Origin of the sequence: Rheinheimera sp. (genome assembly GCF_030690345.1) — a bacterium.
GTDB lineage: Bacteria > Pseudomonadota > Gammaproteobacteria > Enterobacterales > Alteromonadaceae > Alishewanella.
On the sequence record NZ_JAUYGV010000008.1, the window covers coordinates 427,125 to 448,151 of the forward strand.

Here is a 21,027-nt window from a genome sequence, read left to right on the forward strand (position 1 = left end):
GGCAATTCAGGGACTAACACTCAAAGAGTGGTTTCTTGCCAGAGCAGGCGAACTACTGAAAAGTGGCAACGATCGTACCCAATCAACTACTAACAAAGAAAATGAGTAAAATGGCTGAAGAAATTGAGAAAAGTGAAATCGTTGAAGAAACCGCGAGCACAAAAAAAGGCAAATACGACCCGCGCAATAAGCTGAACGATCTAACATCAAGTGAATGGATTCCTGAAACAATTTCCGTATGGAATCAGAAAGGTCTAGGCGCTAAACATCCTGATGTAAAAATTGAAAAACAACACCCTGCGCCGTTCTCATTCACTGATGTGGCAAGACTTATCAGATTTTTTACTAAAAAAGATCAAGTCGTACTTGACCCTTTTTTGGGTATTGGTTCAACTCTCAAAGCTTGCGCGACCGAGCATAGGCGTGGCATAGGTATCGAGCTTAACCCTAAATACGCAGAACTATCGAAAGAAAGAATGGATACTGAGCTTGCAGAGAGCTCAAACAAATCCGAGCAAGTAGTTCTGCAAGGCGACTCACGAGAAGTCCTTGATACACTTGAAGAAAACAGCATCGACTTCGTTGTAACCAGTCCTCCATACTGGAATATTCTTCATAAAGAAGATCATAAGGTAAAGCAGGAACGCAAAGAGCACTCTTTGGATACCAAGTACAGTGATAGCGAACAGGATTTAGGCAACATTGACGATTACGAAATATTTCTGGAACAACTAACTGGAATTTTAGCAAAGTGTGCAAGGGTGCTAAAACCACAAAAATACATGGCTGTTGTTGTAAGCGATTTCCGTGATAAGTCAAAATATATAATGTTCCATTCAGACTTAGCTAGAAAATTAGATCCGATTGGTCTGGAAATGCGAGGCTTAAAAGTGCTTTACCAAAGGCATAAAAGAATATTTCCATACGGATATCCCTATGCTTACGTTCCCAATATTCATAACCAATACATACTGATTTTGCAAAATGCTAAAAAATAACACTAATTCAATTCTGAATATCGATTGTATTGAAGGGTTAAGAAATCTACCCGATAACTCGGTAAATCTTATAGTTGCAGACCCACCATACAACTTAAATAAAAACTTTGGGAAGTGGGACGAAAGCAAAAAGAAAGATGTTTGGTTGCCATGGTGCAAGGAATGGCTGAATGAATGTAAACGGGTATTAAAGGATGATGGCAGCATATTCGTGTACGGCATACACCATCATCTATGTTGGTTACAATGCCATATGATTGACATTGGGCTAGAGTATCGTAGACAGATAATTTGGTACTACGAAAATGGTTTCTCTGGCTATAAAAACACCCTGCAAGCACACTATGAACCCCTGCTATGGTTTTCAAAAACTAGCGAATTCACTTACCATGTAATCAGAGAGCCATATAAAAGTGAAGAAAGACTAAAAAATAAAATTACTAAAAATGGTAAAGTATGGACACCGCATCCTGATGGAAGAATGGCTGGTGATGTATGGAGCTTTCCAACTTTGGCCGGTAAAAGATTCCAAGGTGAAAAAGTAGACCACCCTACGCAGAAGCCATTATCAATCTCAGAGAGGATAATCAGGCATTTTTCAAACGAAGGTGATTTGGTAGTTATTCCATTTGCTGGAAGTGGATCAGAATGTGTCGCAGCCAAAAAGCTTAACCGTAATTTTATCGGATTTGAACTGAACCCTGACTACATTGAAATTGCCAACAAGAGACTAGCTGACTTGAAACAGATTGAAGCTGCTTTTATTTAGCAGCTTCAACAAGGTTACAAGGGGATGCCAAATTTGGCTCCCTTCCCAGCAAAATGGTTATCCCTTCCCTAGCGCTGGTATTATCTTTACTTAAGTTAAACAATAGAACATCCATGGCTGTCTTATTCCAAGCAACACTCAACAAAGCAGTCAAAGGGACAATCATAATATCTAAATCTACTACATTCTTGATGTCACTAATCAATTCCCAAAACTCTGTTCTTTTGTTTGGGAGCTCCGGCAAAACAATCATTCCTTTTACTTTACTCTTGTCAACATTGTTTCTAGAACAGAAAACGGCTACATCATCAAGAATATCTCTTGGTGAATCTAAATTTGCTACAGTTTCAACCTCTACTAAGATGTGAAAATCACCATAAGCGCTGATCCCATCCATACGCATATTCACATCGCCCTGTCTGGTCAGAAACGTGTCGATTCCTGTGACTTGAAGAGCTTTGCAAACTAACCTGTTAATAGTAGCGGTTCTTGAATCTAGCATATTTATATTTACAAGCACCCCTCTAATTAATGGTTCACTCTCTATAATAGGTTGATTTGAATGGGAAATATTAAGACTATTTAAAACTACCGGAGTATCTGTGCGTTTCAAATTGCTCAAATCTCGGTGTATAACAGCCTTGCTTTGATTATTAAAGTGGATCGCCCCGACAGGGCAGACAGCAATACAAAGCCCACACCCGATGCATTTATCACTGTCAATAGATACGTTGCCATCGTCATCCTTAAAAACTGCATCGGTAGGACAGAGAACGTCTGTCTGAGACATGCGCAAGTCATCCCAAACGTTCTCACCTACCTTAATCTTCAAGCACGACTCTTCAAAACAGTTGATACAGGAACTTTTTATAACTGCTCCACTTTCGAAACTCAGGGTCGCCGGCTGTCCCGCCACATATAAAACATCAATCCTCTGACTGTCATCTAGGTAGCTATATGCAGTTTTGTTTTTAATTCGCTGCAACAGTTCAGCCATTTATAATCCCCTTTAGCTCAGCAAGAACTTCAAACTCCAGGCTTTTACTTCCCTTAATTGCTTCTATCGCCAACTTTAACAAATAATCTATCCCTAAAACTGCAATATCAATTCCATATACCTTTTTAATATCGCTAATTAAACTTGCAACTTCAGCTCTTTCATTAGGTAACTCATACCCCACAGCAAGACTTGACGTACCAAATTTGTTTGCCTCAGTTTTCCTAGACTGCAGGATAATTTTATTTTCTAAAGCCTGTCGAACAGCCTTTACAGAAATGTTCAACTCTTCTGTGGGGGATTTTATTTCCATAGGTATTGAATCACCATCAGAGATAATAATTGCATCCCAACGTCTTGAGTTAACGCCATGTGGTGGAATGTCACAGTTCAAACCTAAGCATGAAAATATTTGGCCGATAAGGGGATAAAACTGCTCTTTTGTGTATGTTCTATATCGCTGTTTTAATTGCTGGATAACTTCTTCATCAGTTTTATGTGCAATCAGCGCTTGAACCTGCTTTTTGAATTCATTATCTCTAACAACAGCGCTTGGGCTATCAACTAAAGCTTTCTTTAAATCTATGCTAATTGCTGAAGCTAAACCTTTCGATCTTTCTGCCAACCGCGCTGGTGAGTAAATTGATACTCGTTTACTGCTTGGGGGCACAATTGAAAAAAACTCATTCAAGCTATTCTGCTCAAAAGATTGGAAAGGTGAAAATATTATCTCAGCCGTTCCCAAAACTGCTTTAATATGAGCATCAGCGGTCTGCTTCTGCGAAGCTACAGGACTGGTATCGAAACCAGCCCGCTCTAACATGCCATAAAACGCGCTTTGAGATAATAAACTGCTATCCAAGCCAAGTTTGCCGATAGAAGCCAACCGAATGTCTTTTTTCGCTGCCAATTGCGACAACAAGGTTTTTCCATGTGCTGTTATTTGATAGGTTCTTTGAGATTTTTTATAGTCTTTTTTATTGTTAATTGGCTGAGCCCAATTCAACCACTTCAATGCACCAAGTGGGAAGCGAGTGTAATTTCCTGCGGTTACTGGTGATATACCTCTTGCTTCTAACCGCTGGTTAAACTCCTTGTCAAACTCTATTGGATTTTGCCGATAATAAATTAATTCATCACACATAGACCTGAAAGATTCATCGGTAATATCTGAATCCATAGATAATGGGCCGAATATCATTTCGTCTCTTGATAAGCACCCATTAAGATAATTAAGTGTTTTCAATATAGTAAAGAATGGTCGTATTTCGTGAGTTCCATTTACGCTTAGAACTCTGTTTGGGTATTCCATACCTAAGAAGCATTCTTCAATTAGTCTTTTACTATCCGCGACCCCTTGCGCGATATAGTCCCCCAACAACGTAAAGTTGTACCAAAGTGCCTTATCGCCACTTTGAATCCATCCAAGAGTCCTATACAGTTCAGCATACATTTTGCATTGATTGTAAGATTTGTCCCGTGACAAATCTTTACTTGCTCCACGTAGCAGGGCCTCTATTCCCATAGCGCCAGAAGAACTGATTAGTCCATTCGAAACAAGTAATTCCTGCATGTCATGCAGGTCAAAAACCTCATTCCGGTTTATATTTCGGTATAGGAAAAGATAACAGTTAACTAAATTATCAAGGGCTGAGCCGGGGTTTGGGAATCTGAGCATAACGTCCTGTAATGGCTTTTTCTTTTAATACTAACAGCTTGGATTCCGGTAAGATAGTGGGAACGAGAATACTGTTTACCCAAAGCGCACTTCTGTGCACCAAGCCTTATTAACCGTCAAAATGGCACAGCCATGTTGGAATATACAAGTAAAGACCTGATTTATATGAAGCTATTAAACACATATGACGATAAAGAAACCGCAGAGCATGCATGCTCAATGATAAGTGGAGTAAAAAGACTTGCAAGCGAACGAGATGGTACTCAAACCATTTATAATCTGTTTGGCACTCCCACTTGGGGAAATTTCTACAGGCTTGATATGTTTAACTTGAAACAACTCGAAAATTTACTCAGTCAGAGAGATACTGGGCTGCCATATGATCAAAATCAGCATAGACAAATCATCAACCAATTAAGATACGTCGAATCAAGTTTCGAATTAAAAATTCCTGAGCGCTGGAATTTATGATTTAGTTATAAGGTATAAGTATGCCCTTTAGGTAAGCCCCTGTAAATCAGCAGCTTTGATAGGCATGTATGAGAAACTATTAGGGGGAATATTAGCGCGCATCCATGTATCGGATGGATTTTCGATGGTTTTAACGTATGCAAACCATTGCTGTTGTTAGCTGTTGGCTCTTTACCCTATTGACCGGATAGTACCCATTATCAGTTCAGTAACGGGTTTCAAGATGGCAATCTACAAACGTAAAAACTCATCCAGCTACTACTGTGAAATCACCATTAACGGCAAAACCGTTATCCGTAGCACCAAAACAGCTAAAAAGTCGGATGCTTTGCGCTTTGAAGCCCAGTTACGTGAGCAGCTATATCGTCAGGTGGTGTTAGGTGAGCAACAAACCATCACTTTGGAACAAGCCATTGCTGATTATGCCAAAACCAAAGCCGGTTCGGTGAATGGTCGTAACCTTAAAACACAGATCACCACACTACGTACTCAGCTTAACCGAGTGTACTCACTTAAAAACGGCTTACATGGCTTAAACGGTGGTCATTTAAACCGCTTAGTTGCACTTCGTCGGCAAGATGATGTATCCGATGGCACTATCCGCTTAATGTTCACCACGTTAAAAGGGGTGGTCAACTTCACTAAATCGGCAGGCTATCTGCAACCAACCAATCTGGTTATCCCACGTTTAAAAGTCAGCAACCAGAGAACCCGCACCCTGTCAGATGCAGAAGAACAGCGGTTACTGGCAATCCTACAAACTCACAAAAACCCTGATGATTACGATTTGGTTGTGTTACTGCTTGATACCGCAGCACGTTTAAACGAAATCCAGCAACTTACATGGGATTCAGTGGATTTAGCAGCTGCTGAACTGCGTGTATGGCGCACCAAAACGCAAACCGAATCACTATTAAAGCTTACGGATAGGTCACTGGCTATCCTGCAACGCAGAGCAGCAAGCAATCAGGATTCGTCACTGGTGTTTCCATCAAAATCGGGTGGCATTCGTCGCACTACACCAAAAACCATTCAAAAGGCTTATAAACAAGCTGGCTTGGATGATTTTTGCACCCACAGTATTCGTCACAGCACAGCCAGTAAACTGGTTAAAAACGGCATGAGCTTATTTGCTGTATCGAAAATCCTGGGCCATTCCAGTATATCCATGAGCCAACGTTACTCACACCTTGAGCAAGCAACGGTAGCAGAGCAAGCCATGCAAATTCTTAATAACTGATACCGTGGTACTTGCTGCCAAGCTTAGGCCACATTACTGATAAAAGTGCTGTCAAGGGGCTAACTCCCCCGTTCTCTGCAAGCATAAATAGTTGGACACTTACCGCATTGTAACGATGTAAGGGAACCAACAATGAGTGTTTTTAAACGAAATGGCATTGGTAATTACTATATCCAGTTCAACCATAACGGTAAAACCTACTGCAAAAGCTCAAAAACTACCAACAAGCGCACAGCTGAACGCATGGAACGGGATTGGCGTGATGAAATTCACCGGATTGAAGAACTTGGTGAACGGCCACGCATTACCTTAAAAGATGCTTTAAACGGCTATGTTCAAAGCAAAGCCAATACTGGTAGCAGTGTGTATGCAAAAAATAATCTACCCGCCATCGAATCCAAAATGGATACATCTGTTTTCATCGATGAACTAAGGGATTGGGATTTAAACAAATTTAAATCCAGCCGTGAAGCTGATGGTATGGCACCTCAAACCATAAAACATAACCTGCAAGCTATCCGTAGTGCTATTGCATGGGCCAAAGATCATGGTTATCAGATTAAACCGTTAACCTTTCCCAAAGTTAAGCTTAATAAACACAGGTTACGCTACCTATCACACGATGAAGAAGCACGGTTACTGGCCGATTTAGATCCGAAACGCAAACGGCCCTACCGGCCAGATTATGAGTTTCGTCCTGCTGCTGAAAACCGGATGTATCAGGATAACTATGATTTGGTCGTGTTACTGCTGGATACGGGCGCTCGTTATAGTGAAATCGCTAATATCAAGTGGTCTGCTATCGATCTGGAAAATGGAATAATCAATCTGTGGCGCCCTAAAGTCCGTAACGAGTCCATCATTTACATGACCAGTCGGGTAAAAGATATTCTTACCCACCGGTATTCAGATCGGGTAAGTGATGATCACCTGTTTACCAATCTGGATGGTCAGCCACGGGGCTATCAGTCAAAAGGTATTCGTTCCGCTTTTCAACGTGCTGGTATTACTGATTTCAAAATCCATGATTTGCGTCATACCTGTGCCAGCAGATTGGTACAGGCTGGATTATCACTGTATGAAGTTGCCAGTATTCTGGGACATACAGATGTTTCAACTACCCAGATTTACGCTCACCTTGAACGCAAAGATGTCAGCGCAAAAGCACGTGATGTACTGGAAAACCTGCATCGTCTCACACAAGGAGAACTACAATGAAAGTCGATGATATTTTAACCGAAAGTAATGGCTGGGAAGCAGTACGCAAATGGCTGGATAAGTTATTTGCCTTAACCACAGATTTACCCTCGAAACTCAAACGGGTTAAACAGGGCTTTGATGAAAAAACCGGAGAACACGTTATTCTCTTGGAATATCGTGCTAAAGCTCCGTTTCAACAGGCATTACCGAAACCCGCAAAGGTTAAGGCAATACCTGATAATCAACGCCAGAAAAAGTAAGCTACAACAGCATCCGAACTGCGTTACCAATGGCAAACTGTACACCAGTTGCATAACGGGTTCGGTCTGATACTTTGCAATACCACCCCAACAACACCCCGCCAGGTGTTCTTGCTTCAATCCTGTCTGGTAGCTCCCTTATACGCCCGATAATCTGGCCATTCGGATAACGGATTATTTGCTCGTTCATAGTGATACCTCCTGATGTTGTAGTACCACCATCCCGCTAAAAAGTTTTAGGGTCAACGCGTTGCCATTAAGGGTAATCGGTTTGATGCTTACCCCATCAAAACCAATGGAACACACACCATGATTACCGATAAACACCTTACCGCAGAGCAAATTATCCAGCTGTCAGAAATGGTCGCTGAATTGCTTAGTGGGCAAGCTTTAACCCGTGAAACAGTCGATGAACTTACTGGGATGCTGCTTGAAGATGTATCCGGTATGGAATGTGTTTCTGATACTGAAATTAAGGAGATTACCAATGAAATCTGGCAACAACTCACCAGCAACTAAACCTGTCAAAGCTGATGTATCTGCACCTGCTGCTATTACAGATGCAAAAGCACCAGCAACTAAAATGGAACGGGCTACGGCTCTTTACAGCAAGTTACTGGCGGATGATCCACATATCCCCCGTAAAGATATTATCGATGAATTTGTTAAGCACTGTGAATTAACCCCAGCTGGTGCAGCTACTTATTACAGCACCATTAAAAAACGAGTTTCCAGTAAAAAGTCTTAAAATCTGTTCAGGCTTCCCATCGAACTAGGCAATACGTGGAACTATAACCACGTATTGTTTTACCTGCTATACAATCCAGATCCGCTAACTATTTTCACGGTGTTGGGTAACTCGCAAAATAACGTTCACACTGCATCGCTGTTCGATACCACTGCTTCCTCGGATAGGATACTTTGTAGTTACGTTGATACCACATCTAAAATCGATTTTAACGGTGGTTGCTCACTGTCGTAATGAGCTATCAGCAAAAGGCATTGCATCGGCTTATAATCGTTTATAGATGTGGTTTATTCTCTGTAGCAGCTAACAGGCTCCACAGCTCTTGTTATAGCAATATCACTGTCGAAAACCTCTGGCATAGAAATGGCCATGGTGTTTCGCTCTGTCCATTACATCAATCTTACCAAAAGATCGGTCAAGTACCTTCGCTTCACACCTTCTACATAGGTGTACTGGTCCATAGTTACTTTTAAAATACTTCCATGCTGGTGAACGCCACCTTTTGCACTCATGGCACTGTTGTTTATCCATGGTTCTCCTGTTCGCTTTGGATTCCAGTATCAGCTTGGCTGGTTTTGGTTCTTTAACTTTGGTACTCATTCGAAATCTCCGAAATAGATTGATGTGTCAGAAAGCCACCCAACACGGTTACTGGATCTGCTACCACCAAACTCAAATTGCTTGGTTAAGTACCATTCCAGCTTGTTTGTTCCGTCGTTGTAGTAGTCTTGTAGTAAGTAGTGAGCTATGTAGTACTGGCTGTTGTAGCGCTTCAGGTAGTCCAACTGCTTGTTTAACAGCTGCTCAAACCTTTCATGCTTGGGTAACCAGTCATCGTCAGCAATCAATATGTGGAAGTGGTATGTTTGCATTGCAGTGGTATATTCCTGCACAGCAAAACCTTTTAAGAATGATAAACCTTGTTTAAAACGTCGCTTATAAATGGCTCTGTTAAGTTGCTTGATAAGCTTGTTTAATCGGGAAACGCATACAGGTTCAGGGGTAAACCTCGTAAACGTCACAGTAAGGTGATAACGGGTGTTGTTGGTCAATAACCAGTCAATCATGGCATTACGTGTAGTAGTAGCTGCTACCATGTTCATGTTCCATCAAACAATAGAATAACCAACGCACTACCGTTAACGGTGTGCATGAGTTATCTGAATTGTGGAAGCAACAGCAAGAGGACCCATTAAATAAAAACGTAATCATTGCTGCAGCTGTGAAAAGGTAGATGCTGTTAAATCTTTAACATCTACCTTATTTATCATCGAGATTTACCTGTGTGCATTAACGTATAAAAACAATGCTACAGGTGATAATGGTGATGACTTCTAGATATGAAGTTCTGCTACAACAATGTTTTGAACCATCCGATTATCATCGTGAACATCACGATAGTAATCACATATAACAACGTAGGCGTAATCATCATTCCGTTTAAAATCCAGCTCCATTTCTGCAGGGTTATAGGTATAAAAGCCCGTCCTGTACCGCCCCAAGTATTCATACAGCACATCTTGAACGTGCTTGTCATGCGGTTCATACACGCGCTTATGATCGTATTGTTCTATGCGATCAGCACCAGAAGCAGCAAAGTTAAAATTGTCGCATGTTTGTACAGTTGTTAAATGACACGGATTTTCTGGATCAGTGTCATGCACAAGCATATGGTCTAGCAAAATGCCAGAAGTATCCGGGACGATGCGACTGCCTAATACATAAGCACAGAAGCCTTCCAGTTCGTCTTGGGTTAGCTTGCTAGAGCCATCAGACGAATGTATTTCATCTGCGAGCATAGCTTGTTCTGGACTCTCATACTCTGATCGAGATATTTCGATTACATCCAGTTCGAAATCTTCTGAATCTGACCGCAAAGGAAAACAAAGCACTTTATTTTCATTAGCTTCAGCAATTAGCAAACCAACGTTATAACTTGTTGAGACGATGATTTGGTTCTTTTTTTTAGTGAAAGGTATAATTGCATTCATAGCAGTAAATTCCTGTAAGTATTAAAAGTTAAAGTTAGTTTTTGTCTTAATGACGAACAGGAGTTTACTAACGAATATCGAATCAACCGCTGAAGGAACCAGCCCTTTGACATCGAGAGCTTTTTATGTTACCGAGCAAAAATAACACGCAGATTTAGGCATCCGCGATTTGAGAAAGTACTTAGTCCTGATATTTCCAACCCAGATGTACATGACATAAGCCGATAAGTTATAGCTTAAGCTTTGAGACGGTAAATGCGATTTAACAGCATCTACCGTATTTTTAAGTGACAAGAGGATATGACGAAAGTCTGTTCGTTGATGCTATTTAATCTAAGACCTTTGCAACAACAGCGTTTTGAATTTTGTAGCTACCTTCATAAAGGGAGCAATCAAAAACAATCGCGTACAACTCGTCAGCCTGTGAAAGGCTTAAAACATTATTCGGGTTTATGAAACTGAAGCAATCATATTTTCCATCAAATAAATAATTTAGTCCAGCAATCGTGACTTCATCATCTGGGTTAAAATTTAAGTCTACATCATGATCAACATAATGATGCTTCCAAAAAGAGAAAGCTTCAAGACTGTTGCATGATACTGCAATGCAAATTCGACAATTTGTACCATATTCTTTAGTGAGTTCGACAAGCTGCTTTAGTGCTTGCTCCCATATAGAGAAAATGAGTGAATTACTTATAATATGTGCATCCCATCTACGCCTTTCAATTTCAGTGAATTCCCTGAAGTCATTTGGACTTTCAAAATCTGCTTCGAAAGCACTCTTTGGACTTTCATAATCATCGGGATAGAAAGTAATTGGAGCTAATTGTCCGTTGCCATGAGTTGCTTCCAGATGCAATTCCAGTATCTCTCCGGCATTCATTCGTTCAATGAGACTTTCAAGGTTAAGATTTACTTTACCAGTGATTTGTTTAATTTCTGATGTGTTGATTGCGTTATACATAAAAGCTCCCGTTAATTATTAAGATAAAAAGTAACTTGCCTTAGTGGCGAACGGGAGTTTACTAGTTAATACAGAATACAGAGCTGAGGCAACCAGCCCTTTGACAGCCAGATTTTCTTATGTTAGTAGCTATGTGAATAATAGCCTTTGACGGCTAATAGATTTAGTAAGCAGGTTGCCTGTTTGTGATCGTAATAAAAATCGATCTTTTTTGTGTAGCTTCGATATTTGAGATAGCCAGAAAGCTCATCACATAACTGTAGAATAGAAAATGCACGTGGAGTTTCATCATCATTTTCGTTACCACTATCCGTTTTTGTTTTTTTGCTAAATTTCTCATTCCATTGTGCTACCACATTTATTTCATGTTCTTTTCTTTCTTTTGATGAGGCAAAGTGCTTTGTACGCTCTTTTATGTTTTCGAGCATATCATAATAACTTTTACCTTTATCATCTTTTAGGAGCAATAGTACATTAGGGTCACTAATCCAAGAGTCAATATTCTCTATCAATCTTGCGAAATATGATGCAGAAACGCCTATAAGCGCTGCTAGCTCCGCTTGGGTAAATAAAAAATTTATGTCACCATCTTCATCATCTGGTTCAATATTGTTAGTTAAAAACTCCCCCCAATACCTTCCATCGTAACGAAAGCGAGTAAAAGCTGATAACACAAAGCAACAAAAGTATCTTTCGGATTCGGTGATTCCTATAAAATTGTAATTGTAAAATTCTAGCCGCACTTTAAAGAGCATATAAAGTGAATTGATTACATCATATTCTTCTGAACCCAAATCATCTAAACTCCAACTTTCGGGACACTTCCCGAATAGCACGTAATCTTTGAGTAGGTTAATATTTGCGTAAATTTTCGAATCTAAAAAGCTTGGAGCTTCAGTACCAAGGTAATCACTGAGATAAGAAGTTGTAGCCTTGTAGAACATTGCGGCTCCAACGATTACTTCTTGAAATATGTTCTCGCTATTCCCGTTTATTAAAGTGTTTATCGTTATTCCACTGTATTTGTACATAAATCGCTCTCCCAGTAGCTTGATTTACTATTACTTTTCTGGCTTGTGCAAAACGGTTTAGGTAATTGCATGAAACAACCGTTAGCCGTTAATTTCGCAAAATTTAAACACTTAAAAACTGAAATCTCAAACGAAAACAACGTAAAGCTCTGAATAATGTGATGGGAATCAAAATTTAAACAGCCGTTTAAAACTCAATAAAAAAACACACTGAAATGTCGGCGATACCAATAGCTCAAAAAATCAGATAATTAGCCAATAGGCAAAATGCAGTTAGACTCAAATCTTCAAACAGCATTTAGAAGGTCGTTTTTCAATCAATTACCGCGACTGACCGCCAATTCGGATACTCATCGGGAATTGTGATATTAAACATAATGATTCAAACGAAACCATTTTGTGTTAAAGGTGTGTAATTTCTGATTTAGTGTGGTGGTAAGAGTTTAGAGCAACTTCATTGGTCTAATAGGGATATGAGCAAAGCCATGGTAATACGTTACCAGTATAACGTTACACTGGTAACGAAACTGGTAAGGTAGTGAACCTGCATGGTGGATAAAGTGCAGAAAATGCGGTGGTATTTGCTTGCAAGCGGAGTCTCATAATCGATCGGTCGCTGGTTCGAGTCCAGCTGGGGCCACCATTTCACGCTTCACTTTCATGTTACCCCTCAGCGGACTATTCCCTCTTGCAGCTAAAGCTGCTGCGCGCCCATATTTTTGAATTTCGAAGGCGAAATGCCGGTGTAATTTGTAAAAGCGAGACTAAAAGCACTCGCTGATTTATATCCCACGCGATCGGCTATTTGCACCATTGAGTACAATTGCGTCTTCAATAAGTCTTTTGCAATCGTCATGCGCCATGCCACCTGATATTCCATTGGCGTTATTCCGACAGTTTGTCGAAACCGATAGAAAAATGCTGAGCGCGAAAGCGCTGCTACTTTAGCTAATTGCGCGACAGTTTTTGTTTGGCTTATATCCTGGTGCATTGTTCGTATGGCTTCGGCAATTCGTTTGTCCGCTAATCCTACTAACAGGCCCGGCACCGCAGGCGTATTGATCTTGGTTCGGAAAGCTTCGATCAATAACACCTGCAGCAGGTGACGCACAACTTGCACATAACCGGGTGGGCGAGCTAAAGATTCTTCTATCAGCATTTCTACCAGACTTGTAAGCCTGGTGGCGTTGCGGATATGCACTAACTTCGGCAGTAAAGAAACCAGGATCTTTGCGTCCAGCGAATCAAACCGACAATGCCCCACCAACAACTGCACATTTGCTGCTTGCTCTTTGTCCCCCAGCCTGAATCTACCGGCTGAAATTGCTTCAGGCAGGGAATGTATATCATCGCCCGCAACAGGCGCTGTACTGCTAAACGTAAAATCGAAAGCTTCCGGTATCAGTACAAAATCACCTGCGGTTAAATGACGTGGTTGGTCATTGTCCAGCGTTAAAGCGCATTCACCACTGATAACCACACAATAAAAAGGCTCACCGGTATTTTCACGCGTAATTCGCCATGCTCCGGCACCCTGCACCATTTTTGAGAAAGCAACTTGCGGGTTAAGGAGCGAAACAATTTCTGAAAGAGGGTCAACCACCAACGGACTCTTTATAATACTTTATGGACTTTTCACTATATAGGGTATCAACCAGAATGGCTATAGTATCGCTACCGCAGCGAATTACAGAGGCACTATGAAAACAATACTTATCACCGGATGTTCTTCAGGCTTTGGCTTTGAAACAGCCAATTACTTTTTGTCAAAAGGCTGGAGGGTTATCGCAACAATGCGTAACACTGCCGATAGCTTACTGCAGGAGTCTGAGCGATTAAGGATATTGCCACTTGATGTCAGCGATATCAGCAGCATTGAGAGAGCTGTTGATTTAGCCGGGCCAATAGATGTACTGGTTAATAATGCCGGAATAGGTGTAATGGGCGCACTGGAAGGCACAACAACAAATACCATTCATGATGTGTTTGCGGTTAATGTGCTCGGAACCATTAATGTAACTAAGGCATTTTTGCCTTTGTTCAGAGCGCAAAAGTCAGGCGTGATTATCAATGTATCATCCAGTATAACGCTGGTTCCTCTAGCATTACTTTCTGTTTATACCGCCAGTAAAGCGGCGATAAATGCCTTTACTGAGTCCTTAGCCATCGAATTAGAACAGTTTAATATCCGGGTAAATCTGGTTTTACCCGGCCGGGCTCCTGCAACCCGGTTCGGCGAAAACTCAAAGCCCAGGATGGCCACGGCGATTCCACAGCCCTATGCAGTATTTGCACAGTCAGTTTTTAAAGGCAGGGATGATAACCACATTACTCACCCTCAAGACGTTATCAACGCCATATGGCAAGCCGCCAATAACAGCAGCAGCCCGCTGAAAATTCTTGCGGGCGAAGATGCTAAAGCATTGGCACATAGCAGCAACTAACAACACTGAAAGGTGGCTCTTCGTGTGAACAATGAATTGCCACCGTTAATTATGTCGCGAGTATTCCGCAACGCGAGCTCACGCCTACTGCACTTTTGCTTTGCTGTTATTAGCATTTTTATCTGCCTGTGCCACACTTAACGGCCCTGATCCGTACTGCAGGTGTTTGATGAACAGCTTGCGACTTATTGTTCTGCTTACTATTTTGCTGCTTTGCAGCCCCGTAAAGGCACAGACTGACAGCTTGTTGCTGGCCAGCAGCAATTACTACCCGCACTATGCTGCTGATTTGCCGCAGCAAGGCGCAGTAAGTGAAATTATCCGTCAGGCGTTTTTATTGCAGGGTATCGACATCAGCATTGATTTTATGCCGTTTGCCCGCGCTTATCGTGAAAGCCGGCAAGCGAACTATATTGGCCTGGTGGCCGCCTGGTACAATGATGAGCGGGCGCAGCACTTTTACTACTCCCAGCCGTTGTATGCCAACCAGATTGTATTTTTTAAACGTAAAGATCAGCCGATAAGCTATCGCGAATATAGCGATTTAGCCCAACAACATTTGCGCCTGGCGGTGGTGCAGGGTTACCTGCATTTGCCAGGCTTGCTGGAGAGCGGTATTGCGACAGAGCAGGTCGCCACAGATGAGCAAGCCTTTCATATGCTGGCGCGCGGCAGAGTAGATTTAGTGCCGGCAGATAAATTCAATGGCTTGTATTTACTGGACGAAAAAATGCCGCAGTTTGCCGGCTCACTGGAATGGATGACGCCGGCGCTGGAGCTGCGGCCTATGTATCTGTTGTTGTCGAAGCAAGACCCGCGCTCAGAAGCGCTGATACAACGCTTTAATACCGGCCTGACTGAGCTGCGCCAGTCCGGCCGCTATCAGCAGATTATAGATAACTTACTGCCGCAGCATGACGTACATTAAACAGCGGCTAATTGCGGCCGAATAACACCAGATGATCTAAATCCAGCCGGATACCAATTTGCTCGCCAATGGCGTGGTTGTGATGACTCAGCGCCAGGCATTGCACCAGCTCGCCGCTGTGTAATTTAAGCTGATATAAAATATGTGAACCGCGAAAAGCTTTTTCTACCACCTGGGCGGTAATGCCGCTGCTGTCGTCGTGCACTATGTCGTCCGGGCGAATTAATACATCTACCTTATCACCCTGTTGCGCCGCGCTGGCATAACGTTGGCGAAACACGCCCAGATTGGTTTGCACCTGCTGCGCATCCAGCATGGTACCGGGCAACAATACGCCGCGGCCGATAAAGTCAGCGACAAAACGATTTACCGGCTTGTGATACAGCTCGTAAGGCGTTGCCCACTGCTGCAAACGGCCATGCTGCATTACGCCGATCATATCGGCCATGGTAAAGGCTTCGTTTTGATCGTGCGTTACCATCACCGCAGTAATATGCAGCTGTTGTAAAATTTGGCGGATTTCGCGCGCCAAGCCTTCGCGCAGCTCAGTATCCAGGCTGGAGAAGGGTTCATCCAGCAGCAGTATTTTCGGTTGCGGTGCCAGTGCACGGGCTAACGCTACACGTTGCTGCTGGCCGCCGGACAGCTGATGGATATAGCGCTGGCCTAAATCCGGCAGGCCAACCAGCTGCAATAACTGCTTTACCTTTTCTGCTCTGGCGGCTTTGCCGAGGTTAAACAAACCAAAACTGATATTGTCTGCCACATTAAGATGCGGAAATAAGGCGAAATCCTGAAACACCATACCCACCTGGCGCCGCTCCGGCGCCAGCATTTGCGTAGCACTGCTTACCGCTTGCTGCTGCAGGCTGATACAACCTTCTGACACCGGTTCGAAACCGGCAATGGCGCGCAATAAGGTGGTTTTACCGCAACCGGACGGCCCGACTAAACAACCAATCTGGCCCTGCGCTAACGACAAGCTGATATCTTTCACTACAGTATGGCCGCCGTAAGCCACAGCAACCTGTTGTAAATCCAGCATTAATGCGATCCCTTCATACTTGAGTCTACCGAGCGCGCCAGCAAGATCACCGGCAATAAGCTTACTAATACAATAGCCAGCGCCGGTAAAGCAGCGTCGGCCAGCCGCTCATCAGATGCCAGCTCGTAGGTGCGTACCGCCAAAGTATTAAAGTTAAACGGCCGCAGTATCAGCGTTGCCGGCAGCTCTTTTAATACATCAACAAACACCAGCAACAGCGCCGTTAACACACTGGCACGCAGCAACGGCACATGCACCTTTTGCAACACTTTAAGTGGCGCATACCCTAAGGAGCGCGCCGCATTATCCATGCCGGGTTTAATCCGCTCCAGTCCCGCTTCCACGCTATGCAATGACACCGCCAAAAAGCGCACACTGTACGCCAGCAGCAGCGCAAATAGGGTACCGGAGAATATCAGCCCGGTGCGCACACCAAACCACTGTTCGGCCAGCAGGTCTATGTGGCCATCCAGCCAGGCCAGTGGCAACATTACGCCAATAGCAATAACGGTGCCGGGCACCGCATAACCCAGTGCTGCCACACGCACCGGCGCCTGCACCAGTACGTCACGCCGCAACCGCTTGCCGTAGGCAAACAACAACGCCAGCAACACCGAAATGACCGCCGCCAGCGCGGCCAGTGAAAAACTGTTCCACACCAGTTGGCCAAACTGGTTGTTCAGCGTAACGCTGTAATTCGACATAGCCCAGCTGACCAGCTGCGCTGCAGGAATAACAAAGCCAAACAGTACCGGTAGCAAACACAACGCCAACAACATCAATTGCCGCAGCGGACTGACAATACGCCCGGCCCCAGCCTGAGTACGCTGGCCCTGATGGTAGTAACGGATTTTACGCCTGGACCAGCGCTCCAGCAGCAGCAACAGCAGCACAAAGCCGGTTAACATTGCCGCCAACTGTGCAGCCGCCGGCTGATTGCCCATGCCAAACCAGGTGCGGAAAATGCCGGTGGTAAAGGTTGTGACGCCAAAATACTGCACGGTGCCGTAATCAGCAAAGGCTTCCATCATCGCCAGCGCAGTGCCGGTTAAAATAGCCGGCCGTGCCAACGGCAATGCGACTTTCCAAAAATGCTGCCTTGGGGTTAAACCCAAGGTGCGGCTGGCTTCAGCTAATGAAGCCGACTGTTCGCGAAACGCACTGCGCGCCAGCATATACACATAGGGATACAGCACCAGCGCCAGCATAATAATGGCGCCGGTTAATGAGCGGATTTGCGGAAACCAGTAATCACCATAGCGCCAGTCAAACTGCGCCCTTAGCGCGCTTTGCACCGGACCGGCAAAATCCAGCATGCCGGTATAGGTGTAAGCAATAATATAGGCCGGCATAGCCAGCGGCAGTAACAGCAGCCATTCGAGGATGCGCCTGCCAACAAACTGGTAGCGGGTAATAATCCAGGCAGCAGCTGTGCCAATCAGTAAGGCACCTAACCCGGTGCCAGCGGCCAGTAGCAGCGAGTTGACAACATAGTCGGCCAGCACGGTCTGGCGTAAATGCTGCCACACCGCGGTTTGCGGGTTTAACACGCTGGCAAAGATCACCACTACCGGCAACGCCAGCACTAAGGCCGGCAGCAATACCGACCAACGCCAGATATCGCGCCAGCCTTGCTTCATCCGGCGCTTACCACATTACAACAAATTGAATTCAAAGATTATTTCCAGCCAGCGCGATCCATTACACGAATGGCTTCGGCGTTTAATTCCCCTAATTTGTCCAATTGTAACTGGTCTGCTTTAAATTCACCAAAGCCTTGTAAAATAGCACTGGCTTTTACGCCCTCACGCACCGGGTATTCGTGGTTTACTTCGGCATACCACTGCTGGGCATCAGCTGTCGTCATATATTCCAGTAACTTAACCGCTTCGGTTTTGTTTGGTGCATATTTAGCCACTCCGGCGCCGGAGATATTAACGTGAGCACCGCGGCCGTCCTGATTAGGCCAAAATACTTTAACTTTTTCCGCAGCGGCCTTCTCTTTCGCATCGGCCAGCATACCGCCTAAGTAGTAAGTATTAGCAATAGCAATATCACACACACCGGCTGCAGCGGCTTTGATCTGGTCGCGGTCGCCGCCCTTGGGTGGCATGGCAAAGTTGGCTACCAGGCCTTTGGCCCAGCTCTCTGCTTGTGCTGCACCGTCATGCGCAATCATACTGGCGGTCATCGACTGGTTATAAATATTGTCAGATGAGCGGATACAGATGCGGCCTTTCCATTGTGGGCTGGCTAAATCTTCATAGGTAGACAGCTGCTCCGGCTTTACTTTACCCGGCACATATAAAATCGGCCTTGCCCGCATGGTCAGGCCATACCATTGCCCGGCCGGGTCGCGCAGCGCTTGGGGAATAGTGGCGGTTAATACTTCAGACTCAACGCTTTGCAGCACACCTTGTTGTTTAGCACGGTATAAACGGCCAACATCGGTACTGATTAGAATATCCGCCGGGCTATTGCGGCCTTCGCTGGCCATACGGCTAATCAGCTCATCCGGCTTACCGGTGATCAGGTTTACTTTAATACCGGTGTCGGCAGTAAACTTGTCCAGTAGTGGTTTAATCAACTCTTCCTGGCGGGCTGAATAAATGTTCACTTCTGCGGCTTGTGCCGCGGCAATATTGATAAATGCACCGGCGATACCGGCGCCTAATAAACTTAATGCGTAAGCTGATTTCATACTGCCACTCCTGCAGGGTGTTAAGGTAGAAAAAGATAGGCTATATAAGCATAAATACGAACTATTCTCAATGCGATAAAAGCCCGATAAACAAAAAAAGGCCGTTAAATATACTTAACGGCCTTTTCAGCAAGCTTACAGCAACACAACCTTAGTGGTCATGCGCCTCTGCCGGTTGTGCAATACCTAGCCAAACTAACTTATGCGGCACAAAGTTCAGCTGCTGGCTTGCTACTATTTCACCATCGGCAGTATCAACTGTCAGCAAGCTGCTATCTATCGGGTTAGTTACATACACTTTGTCATCGCTGGCCGATATTGCCAATTCAAAGCGGCTGCCCTCCGGCATAGTCGCCACATCTGCCGTTGTCAGCTGCACTTTGGCGGCAAATTCAAAGGCCGGCTCTGCCGCTTCAGCTGCATCAGCGTCTTCATGCTCGTGGCCATGATAATTCAGGATGGTTAAATAGCCCTGGTTATCCAGCAACACAAATTTGCTGCCGTTATCGGCAAAACCATAGCCGGTAAGCGCCGCACCTTCTGCTGCCTGCCAATCTATCAGCTCCATTTCACCGTCATGGGCGTGAATAGCAAAAGCACTGGCGCCGGCAAAGCCAACAAAATGCTCAGCGTGTTCAGTACCTACCAGGGTGCCGATACGCATGCTGTCGGTAAAATCGGCAGTATTAGCCAGCTTGACGGCAGTAAAGCCGGTGCCGTCTTGCTCAATCAACAACACTCCGTCGGTACAGCCAAAGCCGATAAAATGCTCGTTTTGCGCACTGCCGTGTAAGCCGGGGCATAACTCGTCAAATACCAGCTCTTCGTGGTAGTGATCGCCATGCTGTTCGTACACCGCCACTTTATCCGGCAAGGTGGTTGCACTGTCAGCATCGCGTATTGTGGAGATTAAGTAATCACCACGCGCCTGAGCGGCACCGTGCATGTTCACACTATAATTCAGCACCGGGTAGCCATTGCTGTCGGTAGTAATATCGGCTTCAGTAATTACCGCTACGGCTGCCGGGGTAGAGCTTGCAGCATCGCCGTCAAAAAACAGCGCCAGTTGGCTGTCGGTAGCGGTGATATGGGTTGGCCGGCTGTCACTTAATATAAAGCTGGTTAGCGCCGGTTCTTGCTGATAATCATGCAGGTGGTCGACATGGTCTTCCTGAAACAGGCCGCCATCAATAAACTCTACACGGTCTGTGGTGCGCTGCACTGCTAAGGCGTACCGTTTGGCCGGTGATGCTGCCAATGCAGAGGGCACATCGGCTACGGCAAAGGTATCCAGCAGGCTGCCGTCGCTTAGTTCATACACCGATACCAGATTAGTGTCTTTCGCTGAAATCGCCAGCCGGCCCGCCGTGCTGATTTCATCATGATCGTGGTCATGATCGTCTTCAACCGGGATCGGGTCTTTTTCGACAATATTAGTCGTGCTGTCACCACAAGCACTGAGTAAAGATACGCTGATCAGCACCGCCGCCAGGCTTAATTTAGTTTGCAACATGGACTGTAACATGAAATCTCCTTGCTAAATAAAAAGTTGCCGCAGG

Annotated in this window: 21 protein-coding genes; 10 read left to right on the top strand and 11 right to left on the bottom strand. The window is 44.4% G+C overall.

Annotated features, from left to right (window positions below; genetic code table 11):
- Positions 1-110: 110 nt before the first annotated feature.
- Positions 111-998 carry a DNA methyltransferase gene (locus Q8O77_RS16915; protein WP_305555993.1) on the top strand — a complete coding sequence of 296 codons (888 nt, stop codon included), beginning with the start codon at positions 111-113 and terminating at the stop codon, positions 996-998.
- Positions 985-1,767 carry a site-specific DNA-methyltransferase gene (locus Q8O77_RS16920; RefSeq protein ID WP_305555996.1) on the top strand — a complete coding sequence of 261 codons (783 nt, stop codon included), beginning with the start codon at positions 985-987 and terminating at the stop codon, positions 1,765-1,767. The genes Q8O77_RS16915 and Q8O77_RS16920 overlap by 14 nt, the downstream gene beginning before the upstream one ends.
- On the opposite strand, the gene Q8O77_RS16925 is transcribed toward Q8O77_RS16920, so the two are convergent.
- Positions 1,760-2,764: a 4Fe-4S binding protein gene (locus tag Q8O77_RS16925; protein ID WP_305555999.1), complete on the bottom strand. Its 1,005-nt coding sequence runs from the start codon at positions 2,762-2,764 to the stop codon at positions 1,760-1,762. The two genes, Q8O77_RS16920 and Q8O77_RS16925, sit on opposite strands and share 8 nt — an antisense overlap.
- Positions 2,757-4,442: a hypothetical protein gene (locus Q8O77_RS16930; protein ID WP_305556002.1), complete on the bottom strand. Its 1,686-nt coding sequence runs from the start codon at positions 4,440-4,442 to the stop codon at positions 2,757-2,759. Before Q8O77_RS16930 ends, Q8O77_RS16925 begins: the two co-directional genes overlap by 8 nt.
- Positions 4,443-4,607: 165 nt before the next feature.
- Between Q8O77_RS16930 and Q8O77_RS16935 the strand changes: the two genes are divergently transcribed.
- The 6 genes from Q8O77_RS16935 to Q8O77_RS16960 all read left to right on the top strand — a co-directional run bounded on the left by Q8O77_RS16935 (position 4,608) and on the right by Q8O77_RS16960 (position 8,361).
- Positions 4,608-4,913, top strand: coding sequence for a hypothetical protein (locus Q8O77_RS16935; RefSeq protein WP_305556005.1), 306 nt, complete (start codon positions 4,608-4,610; stop codon positions 4,911-4,913).
- A gap of 223 nt (positions 4,914-5,136) precedes the next feature.
- The gene (locus Q8O77_RS16940; RefSeq protein WP_305556008.1) at positions 5,137-6,153 is read left to right on the top strand and encodes a site-specific integrase; all 1,017 of its coding nucleotides are present in this window, start codon (positions 5,137-5,139) and stop codon (positions 6,151-6,153) included.
- Between the two features lie 132 nt (positions 6,154-6,285).
- A complete protein-coding gene (locus Q8O77_RS16945) occupies positions 6,286-7,371 on the top strand; it encodes a site-specific integrase (protein WP_305556011.1) in 1,086 nt (361 codons plus the stop codon).
- The gene (locus tag Q8O77_RS16950; protein WP_305556014.1) at positions 7,368-7,613 is read left to right on the top strand and encodes a hypothetical protein; all 246 of its coding nucleotides are present in this window, start codon (positions 7,368-7,370) and stop codon (positions 7,611-7,613) included. Before Q8O77_RS16945 ends, Q8O77_RS16950 begins: the two co-directional genes overlap by 4 nt.
- A gap of 309 nt (positions 7,614-7,922) precedes the next feature.
- Entirely contained in the window at positions 7,923-8,132 is a 210-nt protein-coding gene (locus tag Q8O77_RS16955) for a hypothetical protein (protein ID WP_305556017.1), read from the top strand.
- Positions 8,101-8,361 carry a hypothetical protein gene (locus tag Q8O77_RS16960; RefSeq protein WP_305556019.1) on the top strand — a complete coding sequence of 87 codons (261 nt, stop codon included), beginning with the start codon at positions 8,101-8,103 and terminating at the stop codon, positions 8,359-8,361. The genes Q8O77_RS16955 and Q8O77_RS16960 overlap by 32 nt, the downstream gene beginning before the upstream one ends.
- Before the next feature lie 596 nt (positions 8,362-8,957).
- Here Q8O77_RS16960 and Q8O77_RS16965 read toward each other — a convergent pair.
- From Q8O77_RS16965 to Q8O77_RS16985, 5 genes are all read right to left on the bottom strand, one after another.
- A complete protein-coding gene (locus Q8O77_RS16965) occupies positions 8,958-9,458 on the bottom strand; it encodes a hypothetical protein (protein WP_305556022.1) in 501 nt (166 codons plus the stop codon).
- 237 nt (positions 9,459-9,695) lie between these two features.
- Entirely contained in the window at positions 9,696-10,352 is a 657-nt protein-coding gene (locus Q8O77_RS16970) for a hypothetical protein (protein ID WP_305556025.1), read from the bottom strand.
- Positions 10,353-10,680: 328 nt separating this feature from the next.
- Positions 10,681-11,319, bottom strand: a complete 639-nt coding sequence (locus Q8O77_RS16975) for a hypothetical protein (protein ID WP_305556028.1) — start codon at positions 11,317-11,319, stop codon at positions 10,681-10,683.
- 122 nt (positions 11,320-11,441) lie between these two features.
- A complete protein-coding gene (locus Q8O77_RS16980; RefSeq protein WP_305556031.1) occupies positions 11,442-12,350 on the bottom strand; it encodes a hypothetical protein in 909 nt (302 codons plus the stop codon).
- A gap of 694 nt (positions 12,351-13,044) precedes the next feature.
- Positions 13,045-13,953: an AraC family transcriptional regulator gene (locus Q8O77_RS16985; protein ID WP_305556034.1), complete on the bottom strand. Its 909-nt coding sequence runs from the start codon at positions 13,951-13,953 to the stop codon at positions 13,045-13,047.
- Positions 13,954-14,050: 97 nt separating this feature from the next.
- Here Q8O77_RS16985 and Q8O77_RS16990 point away from each other — a divergent pair, with 97 nt between their 5' ends.
- Together Q8O77_RS16990 and Q8O77_RS16995 are read left to right on the top strand one after the other, a co-directional pair.
- On the top strand, positions 14,051-14,794 hold the full coding sequence (locus Q8O77_RS16990; RefSeq protein ID WP_305556037.1) for an SDR family oxidoreductase: 744 nt from the start codon (positions 14,051-14,053) through the stop codon (positions 14,792-14,794).
- A 169-nt stretch (positions 14,795-14,963) separates the two neighbouring features.
- On the top strand, positions 14,964-15,722 hold the full coding sequence (locus Q8O77_RS16995) for an ABC transporter substrate-binding protein (RefSeq protein ID WP_305556040.1): 759 nt from the start codon (positions 14,964-14,966) through the stop codon (positions 15,720-15,722).
- A 7-nt stretch (positions 15,723-15,729) separates the two neighbouring features.
- Here Q8O77_RS16995 and Q8O77_RS17000 read toward each other — a convergent pair whose 3' ends face one another.
- The 4 genes from Q8O77_RS17000 to Q8O77_RS17015 all read right to left on the bottom strand — a co-directional run bounded on the left by Q8O77_RS17000 (position 15,730) and on the right by Q8O77_RS17015 (position 20,993).
- Positions 15,730-16,767, bottom strand: coding sequence for an ABC transporter ATP-binding protein (locus tag Q8O77_RS17000; protein WP_305556043.1), 1,038 nt, complete (start codon positions 16,765-16,767; stop codon positions 15,730-15,732).
- Positions 16,767-18,407 (bottom strand): iron ABC transporter permease, encoded by a 1,641-nt coding sequence (locus tag Q8O77_RS17005; RefSeq protein ID WP_305556046.1) that lies wholly within the window; start codon positions 18,405-18,407, stop codon positions 16,767-16,769. The genes Q8O77_RS17000 and Q8O77_RS17005 overlap by 1 nt, the downstream gene beginning before the upstream one ends.
- Positions 18,408-18,445: 38 nt before the next feature.
- The gene (locus Q8O77_RS17010; protein WP_305556049.1) at positions 18,446-19,468 is read right to left on the bottom strand and encodes a Fe(3+) ABC transporter substrate-binding protein; all 1,023 of its coding nucleotides are present in this window, start codon (positions 19,466-19,468) and stop codon (positions 18,446-18,448) included.
- Positions 19,469-19,619: 151 nt separating this feature from the next.
- Positions 19,620-20,993, bottom strand: a complete 1,374-nt coding sequence (locus Q8O77_RS17015) for a 5-methyltetrahydrofolate--homocysteine methyltransferase (RefSeq protein WP_305556052.1) — start codon at positions 20,991-20,993, stop codon at positions 19,620-19,622.
- Between the last annotated feature and the right edge of the window lie 34 nt (positions 20,994-21,027).